17 protein-coding genes are annotated in these 20,443 nt (G+C 32.3%); 1 reads left to right on the plus strand and 16 read right to left on the minus strand.

All coding sequences use genetic code 11. The features are described 5' to 3' along the window. Positions 1-3: 3 nt before the first annotated feature. From OZP09_RS09060 to OZP09_RS09110, 11 genes are all read right to left on the minus strand, one after another. The gene (locus tag OZP09_RS09060; protein WP_281310649.1) at positions 4-2,457 is read right to left on the minus strand and encodes an SLBB domain-containing protein; all 2,454 of its coding nucleotides are present in this window, start codon (positions 2,455-2,457) and stop codon (positions 4-6) included. Between the two features lie 39 nt (positions 2,458-2,496). After that, a complete protein-coding gene (gene rfbB / locus OZP09_RS09065) occupies positions 2,497-3,552 on the minus strand; it encodes a dTDP-glucose 4,6-dehydratase (protein ID WP_281310650.1) in 1,056 nt (351 codons plus the stop codon). Between the two features lie 15 nt (positions 3,553-3,567). Beyond that, a complete protein-coding gene (locus OZP09_RS09070) occupies positions 3,568-4,575 on the minus strand; it encodes a mannose-1-phosphate guanylyltransferase (protein WP_269237508.1) in 1,008 nt (335 codons plus the stop codon). Positions 4,576-4,604: 29 nt separating this feature from the next. Continuing rightward, positions 4,605-5,888: a nucleotide sugar dehydrogenase gene (locus tag OZP09_RS09075; RefSeq protein ID WP_281310651.1), complete on the minus strand. Its 1,284-nt coding sequence runs from the start codon at positions 5,886-5,888 to the stop codon at positions 4,605-4,607. Between the two features lie 308 nt (positions 5,889-6,196). Next, positions 6,197-6,673: a UpxY family transcription antiterminator gene (locus tag OZP09_RS09080; protein ID WP_281310652.1), complete on the minus strand. Its 477-nt coding sequence runs from the start codon at positions 6,671-6,673 to the stop codon at positions 6,197-6,199. A gap of 12 nt (positions 6,674-6,685) precedes the next feature. Continuing rightward, a complete protein-coding gene (locus tag OZP09_RS09085) occupies positions 6,686-8,077 on the minus strand; it encodes a UDP-glucose 6-dehydrogenase (RefSeq protein WP_281310653.1) in 1,392 nt (463 codons plus the stop codon). A gap of 18 nt (positions 8,078-8,095) precedes the next feature. Beyond that, complete coding sequence (locus tag OZP09_RS09090) at positions 8,096-9,079, minus strand: SDR family oxidoreductase (protein WP_269237510.1); 984 nt, start codon at positions 9,077-9,079, stop codon at positions 8,096-8,098. Between the two features lie 13 nt (positions 9,080-9,092). After that, positions 9,093-11,543, minus strand: coding sequence for a GumC family protein (locus OZP09_RS09095; protein WP_281310654.1), 2,451 nt, complete (start codon positions 11,541-11,543; stop codon positions 9,093-9,095). Between the two features lie 14 nt (positions 11,544-11,557). Then, positions 11,558-12,349 carry a polysaccharide biosynthesis/export family protein gene (locus tag OZP09_RS09100; protein WP_281310655.1) on the minus strand — a complete coding sequence of 264 codons (792 nt, stop codon included), beginning with the start codon at positions 12,347-12,349 and terminating at the stop codon, positions 11,558-11,560. Positions 12,350-12,419: 70 nt separating this feature from the next. Further along, entirely contained in the window at positions 12,420-13,040 is a 621-nt protein-coding gene (gene recR / locus OZP09_RS09105; protein WP_269237511.1) for a recombination mediator RecR, read from the minus strand. Between the two features lie 171 nt (positions 13,041-13,211). Then, positions 13,212-13,577 carry a CoA-binding protein gene (locus OZP09_RS09110; protein WP_269237512.1) on the minus strand — a complete coding sequence of 122 codons (366 nt, stop codon included), beginning with the start codon at positions 13,575-13,577 and terminating at the stop codon, positions 13,212-13,214. A gap of 154 nt (positions 13,578-13,731) precedes the next feature. On the opposite strand from OZP09_RS09110, the gene OZP09_RS09115 reads away from it, so the two are divergent. Then, on the plus strand, positions 13,732-14,361 hold the full coding sequence (locus tag OZP09_RS09115; RefSeq protein ID WP_269237513.1) for a MarC family NAAT transporter: 630 nt from the start codon (positions 13,732-13,734) through the stop codon (positions 14,359-14,361). 90 nt (positions 14,362-14,451) lie between these two features. On the opposite strand, the gene ctlX is transcribed toward OZP09_RS09115, so the two are convergent. From ctlX to carA, 5 genes are all read right to left on the minus strand, one after another. Further along, on the minus strand, positions 14,452-15,387 hold the full coding sequence (gene ctlX / locus OZP09_RS09120; protein WP_281310656.1) for a citrulline utilization hydrolase CtlX: 936 nt from the start codon (positions 15,385-15,387) through the stop codon (positions 14,452-14,454). A 74-nt stretch (positions 15,388-15,461) separates the two neighbouring features. Further along, entirely contained in the window at positions 15,462-16,376 is a 915-nt protein-coding gene (locus tag OZP09_RS09125; RefSeq protein WP_269237515.1) for a dimethylarginine dimethylaminohydrolase family protein, read from the minus strand. A 63-nt stretch (positions 16,377-16,439) separates the two neighbouring features. Beyond that, positions 16,440-17,717, minus strand: coding sequence for a citrate synthase (locus OZP09_RS09130; protein ID WP_269237516.1), 1,278 nt, complete (start codon positions 17,715-17,717; stop codon positions 16,440-16,442). A gap of 155 nt (positions 17,718-17,872) precedes the next feature. Continuing rightward, positions 17,873-19,165, minus strand: a complete 1,293-nt coding sequence (gene eno / locus OZP09_RS09135; protein WP_281310657.1) for a phosphopyruvate hydratase — start codon at positions 19,163-19,165, stop codon at positions 17,873-17,875. A 111-nt stretch (positions 19,166-19,276) separates the two neighbouring features. Next, positions 19,277-20,386, minus strand: coding sequence for a glutamine-hydrolyzing carbamoyl-phosphate synthase small subunit (carA, locus tag OZP09_RS09140; RefSeq protein ID WP_269237517.1), 1,110 nt, complete (start codon positions 20,384-20,386; stop codon positions 19,277-19,279). Between the last annotated feature and the right edge of the window lie 57 nt (positions 20,387-20,443).

Below are 20,443 nucleotides of genomic sequence, written 5' to 3' on the forward strand. Positions count from 1 at the left end.
ATTTTATTTAAAAGCTGTTACAATTAATAATGCCAGACTAGTTAAGACGCTACCAATACTTACCCATTCTCCAGTACTCATTTTCTTAGTTTCCGGTTTTTCGGGAACAACAATCTGGGAATCCGGCGTAACATTAGGATAGGATCTAAAGAATAAAAACGAACCTGTTACTGCTGCTTTTCCATTTGGATAGATAATATAAGCTTTTTTCTTCCAGCCCTTACTATCAACACCTCCAACTGAATTTATATAGTACCTGAACCCCTTTCCCTTTCTGTATGGAATCTCCGAAGAGAGTAAAACGCTTCCTGTAACTTTCACTCCCTCGTTAAAAGTAGTAACTTCTATCTCATCTTCTGGAAATAAGGTAACATTAGAATAATGTCGTTTATCTTTCACTATTTTATTCCAATCTAAAGGAATAGTTACGTATTTTAATTCTTCTTTTAATTTCTTAGTGAGGTTCTCTTTTACAGTATCTGATTTAGACAAATTAAGGTCAACTCTTTTTAAATCATCTATTTGTTCTTGCTTAATAGGTCTCTTAATTTTCAATCCTTCTAAATTAGCTACAGATGTTAAGCCGCCTGCACGCATTATTATGTTATAAACAGACTCTTTTTTATTTGCTAATACGTATTTCCCCGGATAAGCAACTGCTCCACTAATGGTAACCATTTGTGGCTTTTCAAAAACCGCCATTCTTCTGATATTTATTACATCAAACGGTTTTAAAACAAAGTTTTTTACCTGCTCATTATTATCAGCTGTAATTTCTAATTCTACTAATTCTACACGTTTCGGATTAGCATCATCAATTTCATCGGATTTTATCATCCTTGCAATTTCTACTCTTTTTGAAGCAGAGCCAGTTAAACCACCAACCTGAGCAACTAAATCATTTAATGTTAAATTTTCATAGTATTCATATTCTCCTGGATTCTTTACTTCTCCATCAATAGTAACTTTGTATTCTTCCCTAAAATCCAGAATTGAATATACGGTAACTTCGTCTTCTCTTTTTAATTCTATATCAGCATTTAAATCTCCTGATAAAGCGTCTTCTAAATTAACATTTACTATTTCTGTTGTTAAATCAGATTTTAAACGAATAATTCTGGCTCTTTTAGTATAAGCATCTTCTTTAAGCCCTTCTGCCCTTGCAATAAGATCTGAAATCCTCATTCCATCATTATAAGAATAATAATCTGGTCTAAAAACGGCTCCTTCTATTTTAATACGGTTTTCAAAACGGTTCAAAATTTTAGTGACTCTAAAAACATCTCCCGATTTAGGTAGATATGTAGAAAACTCGCTTTCATTAATATCATGAACCTTAAACTCTTTTCCTGTTTTTTGCAAAACATTTACTGAAGCTGTGTAGGCAAACTCATTGAAACCGGAAGTAAAACTCAATAAATCAGTAAATGTTTCTCCCTTTTTCATTTCGAATATACCTGGACGTTTAACTTCGCCTTCAACTACAACTCTTTGGCTATATGCAGGAATTCTTATTACATCATTATCTTTCAGGCTTACATTATCTGATTGATCTCCTTTGACTAAAAACTTATAGATATCGATGTTTTTATAAACCTTGTTATTTCGGATCAATTCGATATTTCTATAACTGCCATTTTTATCTGGACCACCAGCTAAATGCAATGCATTGTAAACAGAAGCGAGAGAGGAAATAGAGTAATTACCAGGTTGCTTACCTCCAACAATCGTCACTTTAATAGTTCTTATATCACTTAAAGTGACACTAACGTGAGATTGTCCAGATCGAACCGTACTATAAACCCTTGCAATTGCAGCTTTTATTTTTTGTGAGGCAGCTTCAATTGACATTCCTGTTACTGCAATTTGCCCAACATTCTGAATTGAAATTTTACCTTCAAAATTTACTGGTACAGTATCATCAAATTGCTGAACGCCATAAACGCTTACTTCCAATTTATCACCCGGACCCAGAACATAATTGACTGGTGTTGCCATTTTTAAATCTGGCTCGAAATTTAAAGTCGGATTATCAAATAGTTCTGATCCGAAAATCAAAGCGTTTAGTGAATCTTTGATTTTTTCGTTTTTGATTTTTTCCTGATTTCTTCCAAACTCCGAATTTTTATCCGGATCTTTTAATTTATCATTACTTTTTGTATCCTTGCTATTTTTATCCTTCTCTCCAGAGTTTTTTTTCTCATATGCTGTAATTCGAGTTCTTAACTTATCAAATTCAGCCTGACTCATTCCTTTTGACAAAGCCATAGGTTCCGCATCATTAATTGTAGCATTATTGGCCTTTAATTGAGAAATTATCTTAGCTATTTCATCATCAGACAAATAATCTACTTTTACTGTGCTTAAATCTTTCGACTTCATTATATCCTGGGCATTTGCGTTATAGGATAATAGTAAAGCAAAAAACAGGGTAAGAACGTATGTTATTTTTTTCATATTTAAATAATAATTAAACTTAAGTATTGTTTAAAAATTCTATTTTGTTTGTGAATATTGTTTTTCATAATACTCTTTATAGGAACCAGAAGTAACGTTTTTTAACCATTCTTCATTATTCAAATACCAATTAATAGTTCTTTCCAATCCCTCTTCAAAAGTTACAGAGGGCTTCCATCCAAGTTCTTTATTGATTTTAGAGGCATCAATTGCATAACGCAAATCATGACCCGGCCTATCTTTTACATACGTAATTAATTCTTCAGATTTACCTTTTTCCCTTCCTAATTTTTCATCCATAATCTGGCATAATAATTTAACCAAATCAATATTTTTCCACTCATTAAAACCTCCGATATTATACGTTTCGTGATTTTTTCCTTCATGAAAAACTAAATCAATTGCAATAGCATGATCCTCTACAAAGAGCCAGTCACGAGTATAATTTCCATCTCCATAAACAGGCAATGGTTTATTATTAATAATATTATTGATAAAAAGAGGTATTAGTTTTTCAGGGAAGTGATATGACCCATAATTATTTGAACAGTTTGTTAAAACATAAGGCAAGCCATATGTTTCTCCATAAGCCCTTACAAAATGGTCTGAACTTGCTTTTGACGCTGAATATGGAGAATTAGGGTCATACGCAGTAGTTTCAGTAAAAAGTCCTTCATTCCCTAGAGAACCATAGACTTCATCTGTACTTATATGATAAAATCTTTTTCCCTCAAAATTTTCTCTCCATTGTTTTTTTGCCGCATTAAGCAAGTTCATTGTGCCGATAACATTTGTTTTTACAAATGCCAATGGATCTTCGATTGATCTGTCAACATGAGATTCTGCCGCCAAGTGAAGTACGCCTTCAAAATTATGAATTGAAAAAAGTTCATTAATAAAAACTTCATCAACAATATCACCTTTTATAAAATTATAATTAGGTTTGTTTTCTATATCTTTAATGTTTTCCAGATTCCCGGCATAAGTTAAAGCATCTAAATTGTAAATTTGATATTCTGGATATTTATTTACAAAACGTCTGACCACATGTGAACCAATAAATCCAGCACCACCTGTTATAAGAATCTTTTTCATTTTGAATCTAATTTTTTAATTTAATAATTTAGAATTTTGTCTTTCTAATTCGGTATATATATCTTTTACATCCTGAGAATTTTCCTTTTGTAAAATTAAATTAGCCGTATCTGTATAAACAAAAATTATATTTTTTAATCCCAGGAAAGTAGTATGCTTATCACTGCCTATAACCATATTACCATCTTTATCAACTGGATGTCCTTTAGAAACCAAATAATCATAAACTGATTCAAACGAACCTAAATCTGACCAGGAGAATGATGCCGGAACAACTTTAATTTTTTTGCTACGTTCCATGACAGCATAATCTATACTAATTGATGGAATTTCCAGAGATGCATCTAAATCTAAAAAACCTTCTCTATTTGATTCCCAAACTACTTTGGATTTTTCAAATACGTCAGGCTGAAATTGTTTTAATTCATCCAAAAGTACACTAGCTTTAAAGCAAAACATTCCACTATTCCATAAAAAATTACCTTTTGCAATAAAATCTTTAGCAGTTGTTTCATTTGGTTTTTCTCTAAATGAAATCACTTTATCCCCTTTTGACTCAATATATCCGTAACCCGTTTCTGGTTTGGTTGGAATGATACCAAAAGTTACAACAAAACCTTCCTTAGCTTTTAAAATCGCCTGATTTATGGCATTAGTATAATCCTCCATTTTATCAATAATATGATCTGACGGAGTGACTATTAATATATCATCCGGATTCGAGGCAAAAGCTGCAAATGCAATTGCTGCAGCAGTATTTCTGGGAGTAGCTTCAACTATATTGATATATGAAGTTTTAGATTTGTCCATTACCTTACCGCTTAAATGATGATTCCCAACATTCCCAACCACCATTACCTTATTTGCTAAGTAACTATTTCGTTCAACAGTCATTTCAAATAAAGATTTTCCTTCAAATATTTCCAAATATTGTTTAGGCTGGCTTTTACGGGAAAGAGGCCATAATCTGCTACCTACACCTCCGGTTAGAATAACATGTGTAATTAAATTATTTTCGTCCATATTTTATCTAAATAAAAAAGAGTTCAAAACTATAATCTATTATCTGCTATAGTTCCTAAAACTCCTTTTACATCATATATTAAACCATTTGCTTTTTGAATTTCCAGAAAATTTATCTTTAAAAATTCTGAATGTGCAACTCCTAAAACTATAGCATCAAATTTGTACTTTGGTAAAACATTGGTAGTCTTTAGTCCGTATTCTTTTTCAACCTCTTCAGTATTTGCTAAGGGATCATATATTGTAACGGAAATTCCATATTCTTTTAATGCTCTTATAACGTCAACAATTTTAGTATTTCGAACATCCGGACAGTTCTCTTTAAAAGTAATTCCTAACATCAACAGTTCAGCATGATTTACTGAAATACCTTTTTTTATCATTAATTTTACTACCTGGGATGCTATGTATTCGCCCATACTGTCATTTAAACGGCGTCCTGCCAAAATTATTTCAGGATGATATCCAAATTCTTGTGCACGCTGAGCCAAATAATAAGGGTCAACACCTATGCAATGCCCCCCAACTAAACCTGGCTTAAAAGGAAGGAAATTCCATTTTGTAGCAGCAGCAGCTAAAACTTCTTGTGTATCGATATTCATCAGGTTGAATATTTTTGCAAGTTCATTAACAAAAGCGATATTAATATCCCGCTGTGAATTTTCAATGACCTTCGCTGCTTCAGCAACCTTTATTGTTGGAGCAAGATAAGTTCCGGCAGTAATAACAGATTTATAAAGTGCATCTACTTTTAAACCTATCTCGGGTGTGGATCCGGCAGTTATTTTCAAAATTTTCTCTACAGTGTGTTCTTTATCACCAGGATTAATTCTCTCTGGCGAATATCCTGCAAAAAAGTCCTCATTGAATTTTAACCCTGATACTTTTTCTAAAACAGGAACACATTGCTCCTCTGTCACACCAGGATACACTGTTGATTCATATATAACAATATCACCTTGCTTTAATACCTTACCTACTGCCTCACTGGCTTTATACAAAGGTGTTAAATCAGGACGATTATTTTTATCTACCGGAGTTGGAACCGTTATTATAAAACAATTACAATCTGAAATATTTTTTAAATCTGAAGTGCAATATAGTCCCTTTTTTTCGCTTAAGTTATTAACTAATACATCACATAAAATAGCATTATCAACTTCTAATGTAGTATCTATACCTTGTTTTAAATTTACAACTCTTGATTCATTAATATCAAATCCAGCTACAGGATATTTTGTAGCAAATAAACGTGCCAAAGGTAAACCTACATAACCTAATCCTATAACGGCTATTTTCATGTTATTATTCATATTTTTCCTTAATTTCGTTTATCACATTGCACGGCTTCGCTATTCACAGTCACATTTAATGACATGAATCTTGCAGAATTCAATTTCAGCAAATATAGTACAATAACTCAATTTTATCAACCTAGAAATTGTCTTATAGTTAATCAAAAAATAAAATGAAACCTAAATACCTATAAGTCAACAATCAAAAAAAACAAAAAACAAAAAAAAAGCAAAAACAACTAAATAAGTTATTTCTGCTTTTTTTAAACTTTGCGTCAATCAAACAACTCCAAAAAACCTTTAAATAAATAATTTTTCTTTTTTGATCATAAAACTTCTTTTTTGTATTTAATCTTTAATACACATCCTAAAGATTCTAAAACTAGAATATAATGAGTATTTGTTACTTCCTGAACTACAGCATCCTGATTACTAAAAACTCCTGTTTCTAATTTTATTTTATCCCCTTTTTTATAGGGCACCAAACAAACATCTGAAATATTGGTATCTGAAAGGCTTTTTTTGATAGCTGTAATTTCTTCATTTCGAACAATTGCCGCTTTGCCTAACCAAAATAAATAACGGACAACTCCTGCAACTTGAAAAACAGAATTCCTGTCTTTATCTGGCAATTGAACAAAAACATAAGAATTAAAAAGAGGAATTTCGACTTTTTTCTTTCTGTCTGACCATTGCTTTATCTGAGTAATTAAAGGACAGTAGCATTCTATACCTATTTCGTTAAGTTTTTCTGCTACTTTTTTTTCCCATTTAGGTTTCGTATAAACTACATACCAATTCATCCGATTAACTTATTAAGAACCTATTCCATTGTAAACAAAACCAATAGTCTTTAATTCATTTGCATTTAATATATTTCTTCCGTCAAAAACAAAAGCAGGCTTTTGCATGTAATCATATATTTTTTGCCAATCATATGTGGTAAATTCATCCCATTCAGTAAGAATCGCAATTGCATGTGCTTCCTTGCATGCTTCATAAGCGTCTTCAAATGTTAGAATAGCATCTGCATTTTCTGAAGATTTCCTTGTATCTAAATAATCTAAGTCACTTAAAATTTTATTCTTCGGCACCTTTGGATCATAAACTGAGATTTTAGCCTGTTCATTAATCAAATCATCAGCAACATATATTGCAGCAGATTCACGAGTGTCATTTGTATCTTTTTTAAATGCCCAGCCTAAAAAAGTTATCTTTTTATCAGCGACAGTATTGTATAAAGTCTGAACAATTTTATTTGAAAATCTTCTTTTTTGATAATCATTCATAATGATCACCTGTTCCCAGTAATCAGCAACTTCGTTTAATCCATAAGATTTAGCTATATAAACCAAATTTAAAATATCTTTTTGAAAACAAGAACCTCCAAATCCGACTGAAGCCTTTAAAAATTTAGCACCAATACGACTATCCATTCCTATAGCACGAGCTACTTCATTTACATCTGCACCAGTTTTCTCACACAGTTCAGACATTGCATTAATTGACGAAATCCGTTGAGCTAAAAAAGCATTTGCTGTAAGTTTAGACAATTCAGAGGACCAAACATTTGTTGTTAAAATTTTATCCCGGCTTACCCAATTTGCATAAACATCAACTAAAGCATTAATCGCATCATCTCCTTCTGGAGTTGAATCCCCTCCTATAAGAATTCTATCGGGATTTAATAAATCAGCAACGGCAGTTCCTTCTGCCAAAAATTCGGGATTAGAAAGAATTTGGAATTGTACACCATTTCCAGTACTATCTAAAATGCTTTTTATAGCTTCTGCAGTACGAACGGGCAAAGTTGATTTTTCGACAACTATTTTATTATTTTTAGAAACTCTGGCTATTTGCCTTGCACATAATTCTATATATTTCAGATCAGCAGCCATTCCTTTACCTTTTCCATAAGTTTTGGTTGGCGTATTCACTGATATAAAAACAACCTCTGCTTCATCTATAGCCTTATCTACATCAGTAGAAAAGAAGAGATTTCTACCTCTAGCTTCAGCTACAATTTTAGAAAGACCCGGCTCATAAATTGGAATATTATCTGTATTTGGATCACTCCAGTCTTTAATTCTCTGTTCATTCAAATCAACAACAGTTACTTGAATATGTGGGCATTTTTGCGCAATTACTGCCATCGTAGGACCTCCTACATAACCTGCACCGATGCAACAAATTTTTGTGATTTTCATATTTTTTTATGTATTCCTTTATTTTAAATTATCCCAATACCAATTAACTGCTTCTTTTAATCCCTCTTCAAGTGAATATTCAGGATTATATCCTAAAATTATTTTTGCTTTTTCTATACTTGCTAACGAATGTGGAATGTCTCCAACTCGGTTTTCACCATAAACAATTGCAACATCTGCTATTTTTGAATCAAATTCTCCTAAATATTTTTTCAAATATCCAACTAAATCGTTCAAAGTATTTCTTTCTCCAAATGCTGTATTATAAACAGTATTAATTGCCTTAGGATTTTTAGACGAAATTGCTAAATCATTCATCTGAATTACATTATCAATATAAGTAAAATCTCTTGAATAATTCCCATCACCATTAATTACAGGGCTTTCATAATTCATTAATTGCATTACAAATTTAGGAATTACTGCAGCATAAGCACCTTTTGGATCTTGTCTTCTTCCAAAAACATTAAAATAACGCAAACCAATTGTTTCGAATCCGTATGTTTTACTAAAAATTTCAGCATATAGTTCATTTATATATTTAGTGATTGCGTAAGGGGACAATGGCTTGCCGATTACATCTTCTACTTTAGGCATTTCTTCAGAGTCTCCATAAGTAGAAGAACTTGCTGCATAGACAAATCGTTTTACTTTAGCATCACGTGCAGCAACCAACATATTCAGAAAACCCGAAACATTTACTTCATTAGTAGTAATTGGATCATTTATGGACCTTGGTACAGAACCCAATGCTGCCTGATGCAATACATAATCTACTCCCTGAACTGCTAAATTACAATCAGATATATTTCTTATATCGCCTTCAATTAACTTAAAATTCGGATTTGTCATAAAATCACTTAGATTATGACGATGTCCCGTTGAAAAGTTATCTAAGCAAATTACATTTTGTCCTAAATTTAAAAAATGTTCACATAGGTTAGAACCAATAAAACCAGCCCCACCCGTTATTAAAATAGTATTTTGAATATTTTCTTTCATCTACTTTAAATCATTATTTTTTAAATATTTTAAAAATATTTTTAAGAAAACCTGTTTCCTTTTCCTCTTCATGATACCCATTTGAATATGTTCCATAACTACCATAATACCCATAACCATAGGCTGATCCATACTTAGCCTTATTTTCAAAACCGTTCAAAACAATACTAATATTACTTAATTCACCTCTTTTAACTCGGTTATTTAATAATGTGATCATTTCTTTTTTCGAATAATTTTGCCTAACAACATACAGTGTCACATCACTATACTGCATCAATTCTAATGCATCAGAAACAAGTCCAACAGGAGGCGTATCAAGTATTATGTAATCATATGTTTTTTTAAGTTCATCGATTAATTCGCCCATTACTTCACTTATAATTAATTCTGAAGGATTAGGGGGAATTGGTCCTGAAAGAATAACATCAAGATATGGAATCTGAGTTTTATTTACTATTTCATTGAGCGTTTTTTGCTTTATCAAATAATTGACAACCCCATATTGGTTTACCAAATTGAATTCGTCTGCCAATCTGGGCTTTCTTAAATCCATTCCTATAATCACTGTCTTTTTCTCGCTAAGTGCAAAAACAGTTGCAATATTAATTGAGCAGAATGTCTTTCCTTCCCCACTGATTGATGAAGTGAGCATTAATGTTTTTGCTCCGTCTAATTGCCTTTTTTTATACATAAACTGCAGAGACGAACGAATGCCTCTAAAAGCTTCTGATAATGCTGATTTAGGTTTTTGAAAAACTGCTAAACTGGTATTTTCTTTATTGATACCAACAACTCCAATTAATGGAATATGGGTTTGAGTGCTAATATCTTCAGTATTTTGAATTGTATTATTAATAAAAAAAAGCAGGAAAACAATAATTAAAGGTAAAAGGATACCTAAAAATAAAGCTAACACGTAATTCACAGAAGTTTTCGGACCAATCAAACCTCCACCAATATCTTTTGCACTATCTATAAAATGTATATCGGATAAATTAGATGCTTTTACAATCTCGGCTTCATTTCTTTTTTGGAGAAACGTAGCGTAAATATTATCACTTAAATCATATTTTCTTTTGATTTTCAATAATTCTTGTTGTTCTTCCGGTAGTTTTTTAATAGTACTCTCCGCTTCGCTAATTTTATTACTAACCAACGATAAATCATATTGTAAAGATGACTTTGCTGTTGCTATGTTTTCAAGTAAAACATTTTTCACAGCAATCATTTGATTGTCAAAATCTTTAAAAATTTTATCACTTTTTACAGCATAAGACATTTCAGATCTCTGTGCAGACAATCCAATAAGTTTCGAAACGTTTGTAACAACATTAGGATCTTCAATTCCTGCAACGGAAGGTGCCGGCAACTTTGAATAATCATTACTGTTTTTTAAATATGCTTTTAAAGAATTGTAGTACGCAATTTTACGAGTGACTGCATCTCTTTCAACATCAAAATTAAGGATCTTCTCCGAAACCTTTCCTCCCCCTTCTTCTATCTCATATATATTTTTATCTTTTCTAAAAGATTTAAGCTCATTTCCGGTTTCTTTTAATTGAGATTCCATTGCAACGAGAGTACTATCAATAAAACTTATAGTATTTGTAGCAAATTGATTTTTAGCATCTAACTGATTTTTTATCAGCATTTCAACAGTTGAATTTAAATATTCCACCATTCTTGCTTTATTTGTTCCCTGTAACGATAGCGTCAAAATTGAACCAGCTTTTTCATCTGCTTCAACCCCGATTCCTCTATATCTTGAAACTGTGGCATCAAAATCATTAAACTTTATAAAATATTCGTTCCCTGTATAAAAACCAGGATTATCATTTATTTCCAGCTTCCAGTTTAAAAATGGCAACACAACCTTTTCTCCAACTTTATATTTTTTAATAAATTCAATAGGTTGAACAGTTGTATTACTATAACTGTTATCAGCATAAGTAAATAGAGAAACCGAATTATTCTCAAACGGAATTCTGATTTGGTATTCGTTTGGAGTCAAAAACTTAATACTAATTAAAGTTCCGGCTAACTGCGGTTTTGTTTTATCAATATTAACATAAAAAGGAACAGAACCATATACATCAACCATGTTATAATCCCCTTTTTGAAGATAATCTATATAATACTGTAATTTATCTACTACCAATTCGTTGTGCGATCTTGATTGTAGAATAGTAGAAATACCGCTTACCTGATCTGAAATACCTCCCCAGTTAAAAACCAAACTTGTATTGGAAGTAAAAAAAGGATTACTTTCTTCTTTAATCGAAATTAAAGTTTTCATGCTGTAAATCTTTTCTTTTCGAATATTAACCTGATACGCTATGGTAAACGCAATAATTAAGCTTACTAAAAACAATTTCCAATAGCCAAAAATTTTGAGGAGAAAGCCTTTAAAATCGAAACCTGTATGATTTTCAAAAATGGAAAAATCTTTTATATCTAACATCTTTTGAGTCCCGTTTAATTTTTGATAATCAAATATACCGTTGTTGCCAATGACAATAAAGTTATTATAGTTCCTATTGACTGAATACCGGTTTGTCCTGTTCCCCAAGTTTTTTGCCTTAATGGCTTTACATAAACATAATCATTAGGCTGCAAATAATAATAAGGGGATTTCATCACATTTGCATCTGTCAGATCAATATCATTCATCTGTACACCTGTAGGCGTCTGTCGTATTATAGTAACCGCTTTTCTATTACCAACAGTAGTAATATCACCAGCATTTGCAATTGCTTCCATAATATTTACATTTTCTTTAAATATTATTTTAGTTCCTGTGCTCCCTACTTCGCCGTTTATAGTATACCTGAAACCTGATAATTTTACGGTAACAAATATATTTGCTTCTGTTTTAAAATACTCCTCAAGTAGTTTTTTTTCAATTTTGATTCGTACTTCTTCAAGCGTATATCCAATTACGTTTATTTCTCCTAAAATTGGCATTCTTATATTACCATGATCATCAACTGTAAAACCGTTAAAATATAATTGTGATTCGGATTTACCTCCGCTACTATTTTCATTTTCAGAAGCTTTAAAAATAGCAACTAATTTAGGATCAATTGCTTTAATATCCACATTTAAAACATCGTTAACCTGTAATCTATAAGGCTTTGATTCAACTGCAGAAACTGTATTCTCATTTCCGGCATTCCCTTTATCCTGCAAATACACTAAATCTTTTATAGGAATACATGATGTAAAAAGCGTACTAATTAGTAATAAATAAAAACAGTTTTTTGTCATTTTTAAAATTTTATAAGCAAATATAACTATTCCTGTAATCATCAGGAAATCTTGCTTAAGTTGTATTTATCTAATTGTTTTTGAAAGTTTTTTCGAAAGGTATACGTTGTAAAATACTTCTCCCAAGCGTGACTTCATCAGCATATTCTAATTCATCTCCTACTGAAATCCCCCTTGCTATTGTAGAAATTACAATATCAGAATCAGCAATTTGTTTATAGATATAAAAATTTGTGGTATCTCCTTCCATCGTTGAACTTAATGCAAAAATAATTTCGACAACTTTATCCAATTTTACCTTTTCAACAAGAGTCGTTATATTTAACTGGCTCGGTCCAACTCCTTCAATTGGAGAAATCTTACCTCCTAAAACATGATAAATCCCTTTATATTGCCCTGTATTTTCAATAGCCATTACATCTCTTATATCTTCAACAACACAAATAGTCTGATGATTTCTTGCTGAATTGGCACAAATTTCACAAACTTTTGTATCAGAAATATTATGACAATTTTCGCAAAATTTAATATCCTCTCGCATATTTAATAATGCCTGAGACAAAAAAACTGTTTGTTCTTTTGGCTGTTTTAACAGATGAAGGACCAAACGCAAGGCCGTACGCTTACCTATTCCTGGCAACTGGGACATTTCGCTGACTGCTTTTTCTATTAATTTTGATGAAAATTCCATGAAAACAAAGGTAATGCTTTAAACAATTAAGTGTTTTTAAAACTTTAATACTCTTAAAAGCCAAAAAGTTGTGGTTGATAATATTTCTAGCCCTGATGGAAACGGCATCCTTTTGTGCCGGGGTTCGGCGAAAAAGATAAAGTGTACAGCAGGAAACAGCTTCTAAAAAAACTAATATTGATTTGTTGCTAATAAAACTAGTGTACAGGCAACTTCGACTTTGATATTGTTAAGTTCAAGTAACTGGTATAACTCAGGATTTTCAGTACCGGGATTAAAAATTACCCGTTTAGGCTGTGCCTCCACAATATAATTATAGTAATCACGCTGACGAACCGGATTTAAATACAAAGTGACTGTATCTATATTTGTAACAGGAATGGCTTTAGTATGAATTTTTACTCCCGCAACTTCTCCGGCATTTTGACCTATTGCCAAAACAGTATGTCCTTTTTGAGTAAGCATATTTATTGCTCTAAAAGCATAACGTTGCGGTTTTGTTGTAGCACCGAGAACTAAAGTTTTTTTATTTTTCATTATTTCTGAATATAGTACAAAAGTAATTAAAAAGGCCGAATTTCCCGCTTGTTATTCATTTAGAGACACAAAGAAGAATTAAACAATATCCTAACATCATTTTAGAGTAAAATCTTAAAATTTAATTACTTTTACTCTCCCAACTAAACACATTATGGATTTATTCATTTATTTATTCGCTGCCCTTTTCTCTGTTTTAAATCCAATTGGTACTGTTCCTATCTTTGTAGGCCTTACTCATGATGATACCGACAGTGAACGATCCAGAATTTCATTATGGACCGCTATTAATGTTTTCATCATTTTAATTGTATCATTCTTTATTGGACAATATGTACTCACTTTTTTCGGAATCAGTATTGACGCACTTCGTATTGCCGGCGGGCTAGTGATTTTAAATTCAGGGTTTTCATTGTTGTCAGGAAAAATCAGCAAGAAAAGAGGAATTAATAAAAAGATTGAAAACGACGCTCAAAAGAGAAATGATATTGCATTGACGCCATTAGCAATTCCGATGCTGGCAGGACCAGGCTCTATTTCTTTATTAATTGCTTTTTATCAGGAACACCATGAAATTGAAGAAATAATTATTTCAAGTTTAGCAATTTTGGCAATTTCAATTGCAATTTTTATTATCCTGAAGAGTGCTCACTATTTGGCACGTATTTTAGGAGCTTCAGGTATTGTCGCTATTTCAAGAATAATTGGTTTTATTGTAATTGCTATAGGAATTCAATACATAGTTAGTTCTATAATTAATATCATAAAAGGCAATCTCATGTAGATGTTCATGATACATCTAAATAAAAAAATTCCAAATCCCATACTTTATGATAAGTTTGGAATTTGGAATTTCTTTATTGAAAAGTTTAAATTAACTTCTTGGCAAAAAAACTTCAGCCATCATGCACCTTGCACTCCCTCCTCCACAAGCTTCAATAGTATCTAAACCTGAACTTAAAATTTCGGCATGACTTTCTAATTGTGCAATTTGTTTTTCCGACAGACTCTGGTATGCAGATGTACTCATAACGATATATTTTTTACCATTCGTTCCTAGTACTTCCAGCATATTACCGGCAAAGTTATTCACTTGCGCTTCGGTAATTAGAATGATGTCTTTTTTATCAGCCTTTAAATTCTCCAAAACCATTTTGCGCTCTTTTTTATCATCAATACTATCAGCACAAATCACTGCAAAAGTTTCACCTATGCACATCATTACATTGGTATGATAGATAAGTTTTCGTTCACCATTTACTGTTTGAAAAGCTTCAAAAATCACAGGGGCATAATCGAAATCTTCACAGAATTCAATAAACAATTCTTCATCTGCACGTGGTGACAAGGCACAATATGCTTTTCCGTTAGCTCTGTCCAATATTAAACTTCCAGTTCCTTCCAGAAAAATACCATCTTCTTCAGCAGATGTGTAGTCCATGATATCTGTAATCTCGAAACCTTTTTCTTCTAAAACGTCCAAAATATCTTCCCGGCGTTCCTGACGACGATTTTCAGCAAACATTGGATATAGTGCTACTTCTCCATTTTCATGAAAAGAAACCCAATTATTTGGAAAAACACTATCAGGCGTATCTGTTTCTACTGTATCTTCGATAACAGTCACATCTACACCTACGGATCTGAGCTTTTCTACAAAAGCATCAAACTCCTGTTGTGCTTTTGCATTTACTGTACTTGGCAGAAGTCCGTCTAATACTTTTTGATAATAATTATTTACAGCCGTTTGCTCATTCATTCTGAAAGCAACAGGCCGAATCATTACGATTGCATTTGTCGTTTGTTTCATATTTTATTTGTTTCAAGTCTCGAGTTTCAGGCTTCACGTTAAAAACTTGAAACCTGAAACTTGAAACAATTTCTTTAATCTCTAATTAATGGTAAAGTTGAACATCTCAACAATCCTTCCTGCTTTGCAATTTCGGCATACGGAATTTCTTCTACAGTAAAACCTTTTGCACGAAGCCAATTGTTTAATCGGGTAAAATTTTTCTCAGAAACCACAACATCTTTATCAATCGAAAATACATTTGAAAACATGTTATACATTTCTTCTCTTTCGATATGAAATAAATTTTCTTTCCCAAAAAGCTTTACCAAATACATATAGTCAGCTTCTTCACGAAAACCTCTCTTATAAATTATCCCTTTATCTTTTCCAAGAGGCTGAAAACAACAATCTAAGTGTAAAGCATTATCCCTTGCTTCAATTTTGGATTTAACCAAATCGAATTCTTTCACAGTTTTGTTTGGAAACAATTGTTTGATAAAATTAACGCCTTGCATATTAGTCCGGGCGGTTATATAATCCTTATAATCACTTCCTTTATAAGTACCTATAAAGATATAATCGTTCCAAAGCATGACATCGCCTCCTTCTATATGAACATCTTCTGGTGGACGCAACACTTTTAGCGGATTAATCTGGTCAATTACATACTGAATTGCATCAAGTTCACGCTCTCTATCAGGCAAAATGTTTGATTTAATAAAGATATCATCAATTACAAAACCTATATCGCGGGCAAAAATTTGATTATAACTCTCAATAATTTGCGGACGATAAACTTTTACTCCATATTTTTGAAAAACAGCATTAAAAGCTTCCATTTCAACAACCATATCCTTTTCAAGAGGATAAGTACCTGCTTTAATATGTTCCAATGATTTGGGATCATAAGCTTCCTCGATTGAAGGAGTTGGCCCATTATGAACGGCAGAACCCAAAACCACAGCACGCAATCTTGAAGTTTCGTTCTTAATATTTAATTGCAACATAATTATTATATTTTGTTGCAAATATAAAAAAAGCTCCACATTTAAGTGAAGCTTTCAATATGATTATTTATTAGATTTAAATTCCCTCAATGGATGACCTGTATAAATTTGTCTTGGTCTTCCAATTGGCTCTTTGTTTTCACGCATTTCTTTCCATTGCGCTATCCATCCTGGTAACCTTCCAATTGCGAACATAACTGTAAACATATCAGTTGGAATCCCTAATGCTCTGTAAATAATTCCAGAGTAGAAATCAACATTTGGATATAAATTTCTTGATTTGAAGTATTCATCTTCAAGAGCAGCTGTTTCTAATTTTCTTGCAATATCTAAAATAGGATCTTCAACACCTAAAGTTTCTAAAACTTCTTTAGCCGCTTTTTTGATGATTTTAGCTCTTGGATCGAAATTTTTGTAAACCCTGTGCCCAAATCCCATTAAACGGAAAGGATCATTTTTATCTTTTGCTTTCGCCAAAAACTTATCTGTATCACCACCATCTTTATTAATATCTTCCAACATTTCAAGAACTGCCTGATTCGCACCTCCGTGAAGAGGTCCCCAAAGAGCAGAAACTCCTGCTGAAACAGACGCAAACAAACCTGCATGTGATGAACCTACCATTCTAACTGTTGAAGTTGAGCAGTTTTGCTCATGATCTGCATGAAGAATAAATAGTTTATCTAAAGCATTAACAATTACCGGATTTGCTTCATAAGGACCTGTAGGCAATTTAAACATTAATTGCATAAAACTTTCCACATATCCTTTTGTATTATCGTAGTAATTTAATGGATACCCCATTGATTTTCTATAAGTCCAAGTAGCAATTACAAGAAATTTAGCCATTGTTTTACAAATAGCTTCGTACATTTCTTTTTCATTATCAACATTAACTGCTTTAGGATTAAATGCTGTTAACGCACTTGTCAAAGCAGATAAAACTCCCATTGGGTGAGCTGTTTTTGGAAAACCATCAATGATGTTTTTCATTTCTTCGTTCACCAAAGAATGTTTTTTAATGTCATTTTCGAATTGATCTAATTCTTTAGCTGTTGGCAGCTCTCCGAAAATCAAAAGATAAGAAACCTCTAAGAAGCTTGCTTTTTCAGCAAGATCTTCGATTGAATATCCTCTGTAACGTAAAATTCCTAATTCTCCATCCAGAAAAGTAATTTCACTTTTGCATGAACCAGAATTTTTATAACCAGGATCAATAGTAATAATACCAGTTAAATCACGTAATTTGTTAATATCGATAGCGGATTCATTTTCGCTTCCTGTTATTACCGGAAGTTCAATTTTCTTACCATCTACTTCTAATGTAGCTATTTTTGACATAATATATCGGAAATAATTCTTTTAAATAATAATTTATCAAATCTAAGGAATTTAAGACTAATTAAAAAAGGAATAATGCTATGAATTTGTTAAAACCCCAAAAAAAAACCACTCGTTTTCACGAATGGTTTAATTCTACAATATAAGTCTTACAATTATTTGATCTTAAAAGCATTTAACCCAGGGAAATAAGCGGTACTTCCTAATTCCTCTTCAATTCTTAATAACTGATTGTATTTTGCCATACGATCTGAACGAGAAGCAGAACCAGTTTTAATTTGACCACAATTTAAAGCTACAGCTAAATCTGCAATAGTATTATCTTCAGTTTCTCCAGAACGGTGAGACATTACAGAAGTATAACCTGCATTTTTAGCCATGTTTACCGCAGCAATTGTTTCTGTTAAAGTTCCAATTTGGTTTACTTTTACTAATATAGAGTTAGCAATTCCTTTTTCGATACCAGTTGACAAACGGGCAACATTAGTAACGAACAAATCATCACCTACTAATTGTACTTTATCTCCAATTTTTTCAGTTAGAGCTTTCCATCCATCCCAGTCATCTTCGTACATACCATCCTCAATAGAAATAATTGGATATTTAGCAGCAAGTTCAGCTAAATACTCAGCCTGCTCTTCAGATGTTCTGATTTTTCCAGTTTCTCCTTCAAATTTAGTATAATCGTATTTTCCGTTTACATAAAACTCAGAAGCAGCGCAGTCAAGAGCGATCATAATTTCGTCTCCGAAAGAATATCCAGCTTTCTCAACAGCTAACTTAATAGTATCTAAAGCATCTTCGGTACCCCCGGCTAAATTTGGAGCAAAACCTCCTTCATCACCAACAGCAGTACTTAAACCTCTATCGTGTAATACTTTTTTCAAGCTGTGGAAAATTTCAGTTCCCATTTGCATAGCATGTGTAAAAGAAGTTGCTTTTACAGGGAAAATCATAAACTCTTGGAATGCGATAGGCGCATCAGAGTGAGATCCGCCATTGATGATGTTCATCATTGGCACAGGCAATGTATTAGCAGAAACTCCCCCTACATATCTGTATAAAGGTAATCCTAGCTCGTTAGCAGCAGCTTTTGCAGCAGCCAAAGAAACTCCTAAAATTGCATTAGCACCTAATTTAGATTTGTTTGGAGTTCCATCCAAATCAATCATTAACTGATCAATAGTATTTTGTTCAAAAACAGAAGTCCCAACTAATTCTTCAGCAATAACAGTATTTACATTATTCACTGCATTCAAAACTCCTTTACCCAGATAAGCTTTTCCACCATCACGTAATTCAACAGCTTCATGCTCTCCAGTTGAAGCTCCAGATGGAACCGCCGCTCTACCTAAAACTCCATTTTCTGTAACTACATCTACTTCTATAGTAGGATTCCCTCTGGAATCAAGAATTTGTCTTGCGTGAACTTTAATTATAATACTCATTATTTTTGTTTTTTATTAATAATTATATATTTTTTTTCGAAAGTATAAAAATATTTAATACTAAAAACTCATTTTAGTCATTAAGTACCTTTATTTATTAACTACATCGTTTTAGACTTTGCTAGTTTTGATATTCTCAACAAATTGATCAAATAAATAAGAAGAATCATGTGGTCCAGGACTAGCTTCAGGATGATATTGAACTGAAAAACAATTCTTATTCTTCATTCTCATACCAGCCACAGTATCATCATTTAGATGAATATGTGTGAGCTCTAATTCCGGATGACCTTCCAAAGCTTCTCTTTTCACAGCGAAGCCATGATTTTGAGAAGTAATTTCACCTTTACCAGTAATAAGATTTTTTACTGGGTGATTAATTCCTCTATGTCCACCAAACATTTTGTACGTTTTAACGCCATTTGCAAGAGCAATTACCTGATGCCCTAAACAAATCCCAAACAAAGGTTTGTCTTCAGCAATAATTTTCTTAGCAACTTCAATCGCTCCAAAAAGAGGATCCGGATCTCCGGGACCATTTGACAAGAAATAACCATCAGGATTAAATGCAGTCAAATCTTCATAAGTTGAATCGTATGGAAAAACTTTAATATAACAATCTCTCTTAGCAAGATTTCTTAATATATTCTTTTTTATGCCCAAGTCTAATGCTGAAATTTTGTATGTAGCATTTTCATCACCAATAAAGTACGACTCTTTAGTTGACACTTTAGAAGCCAGCTCCAAACCTTCCATATCAGGCACATTAGCCAATTCCTTCTTTAACTCTTCAATAGAAGTTCCATCTGTACAAATAACTGCATTCATAGCACCATTATCACGAATGTAACTCACCAGAGCACGAGTATCAACATCAGAAATACAAATCAGGTTTTGTTTTGTAAAATAATCCTCAAGGCTTCCTGAAGCAACTGCCCTTGAATAGTTAAAACTAAAGTTTTTACAAACTAAGCCTGCTATTTTAACGCTTTCAGATTCAACTTCTAAATCATTCACACCGTAATTACCGATATGCGGATTAGTAGTCACCATGATTTGCCCAAAATATGAAGGATCTGTAAAAATCTCCTGATACCCTGTCATTCCTGTATTAAAACAAACTTCACCAAAAGTTTTACCGCTAATACCGATAGATTTACCATGAAAAATAGTTCCGTCACTTAGTAATAAAATGGCGCTTTGTCGAGTTGTGTATTTCATTGTTTAATTTCTATTATTATAATCTTAATACTGAATTTAAAAACTCAGCGTAATTAG

Origin of the sequence: Flavobacterium flavigenum (genome assembly GCF_027111255.2) — a bacterium.
Classification (GTDB): domain Bacteria; phylum Bacteroidota; class Bacteroidia; order Flavobacteriales; family Flavobacteriaceae; genus Flavobacterium; species Flavobacterium flavigenum.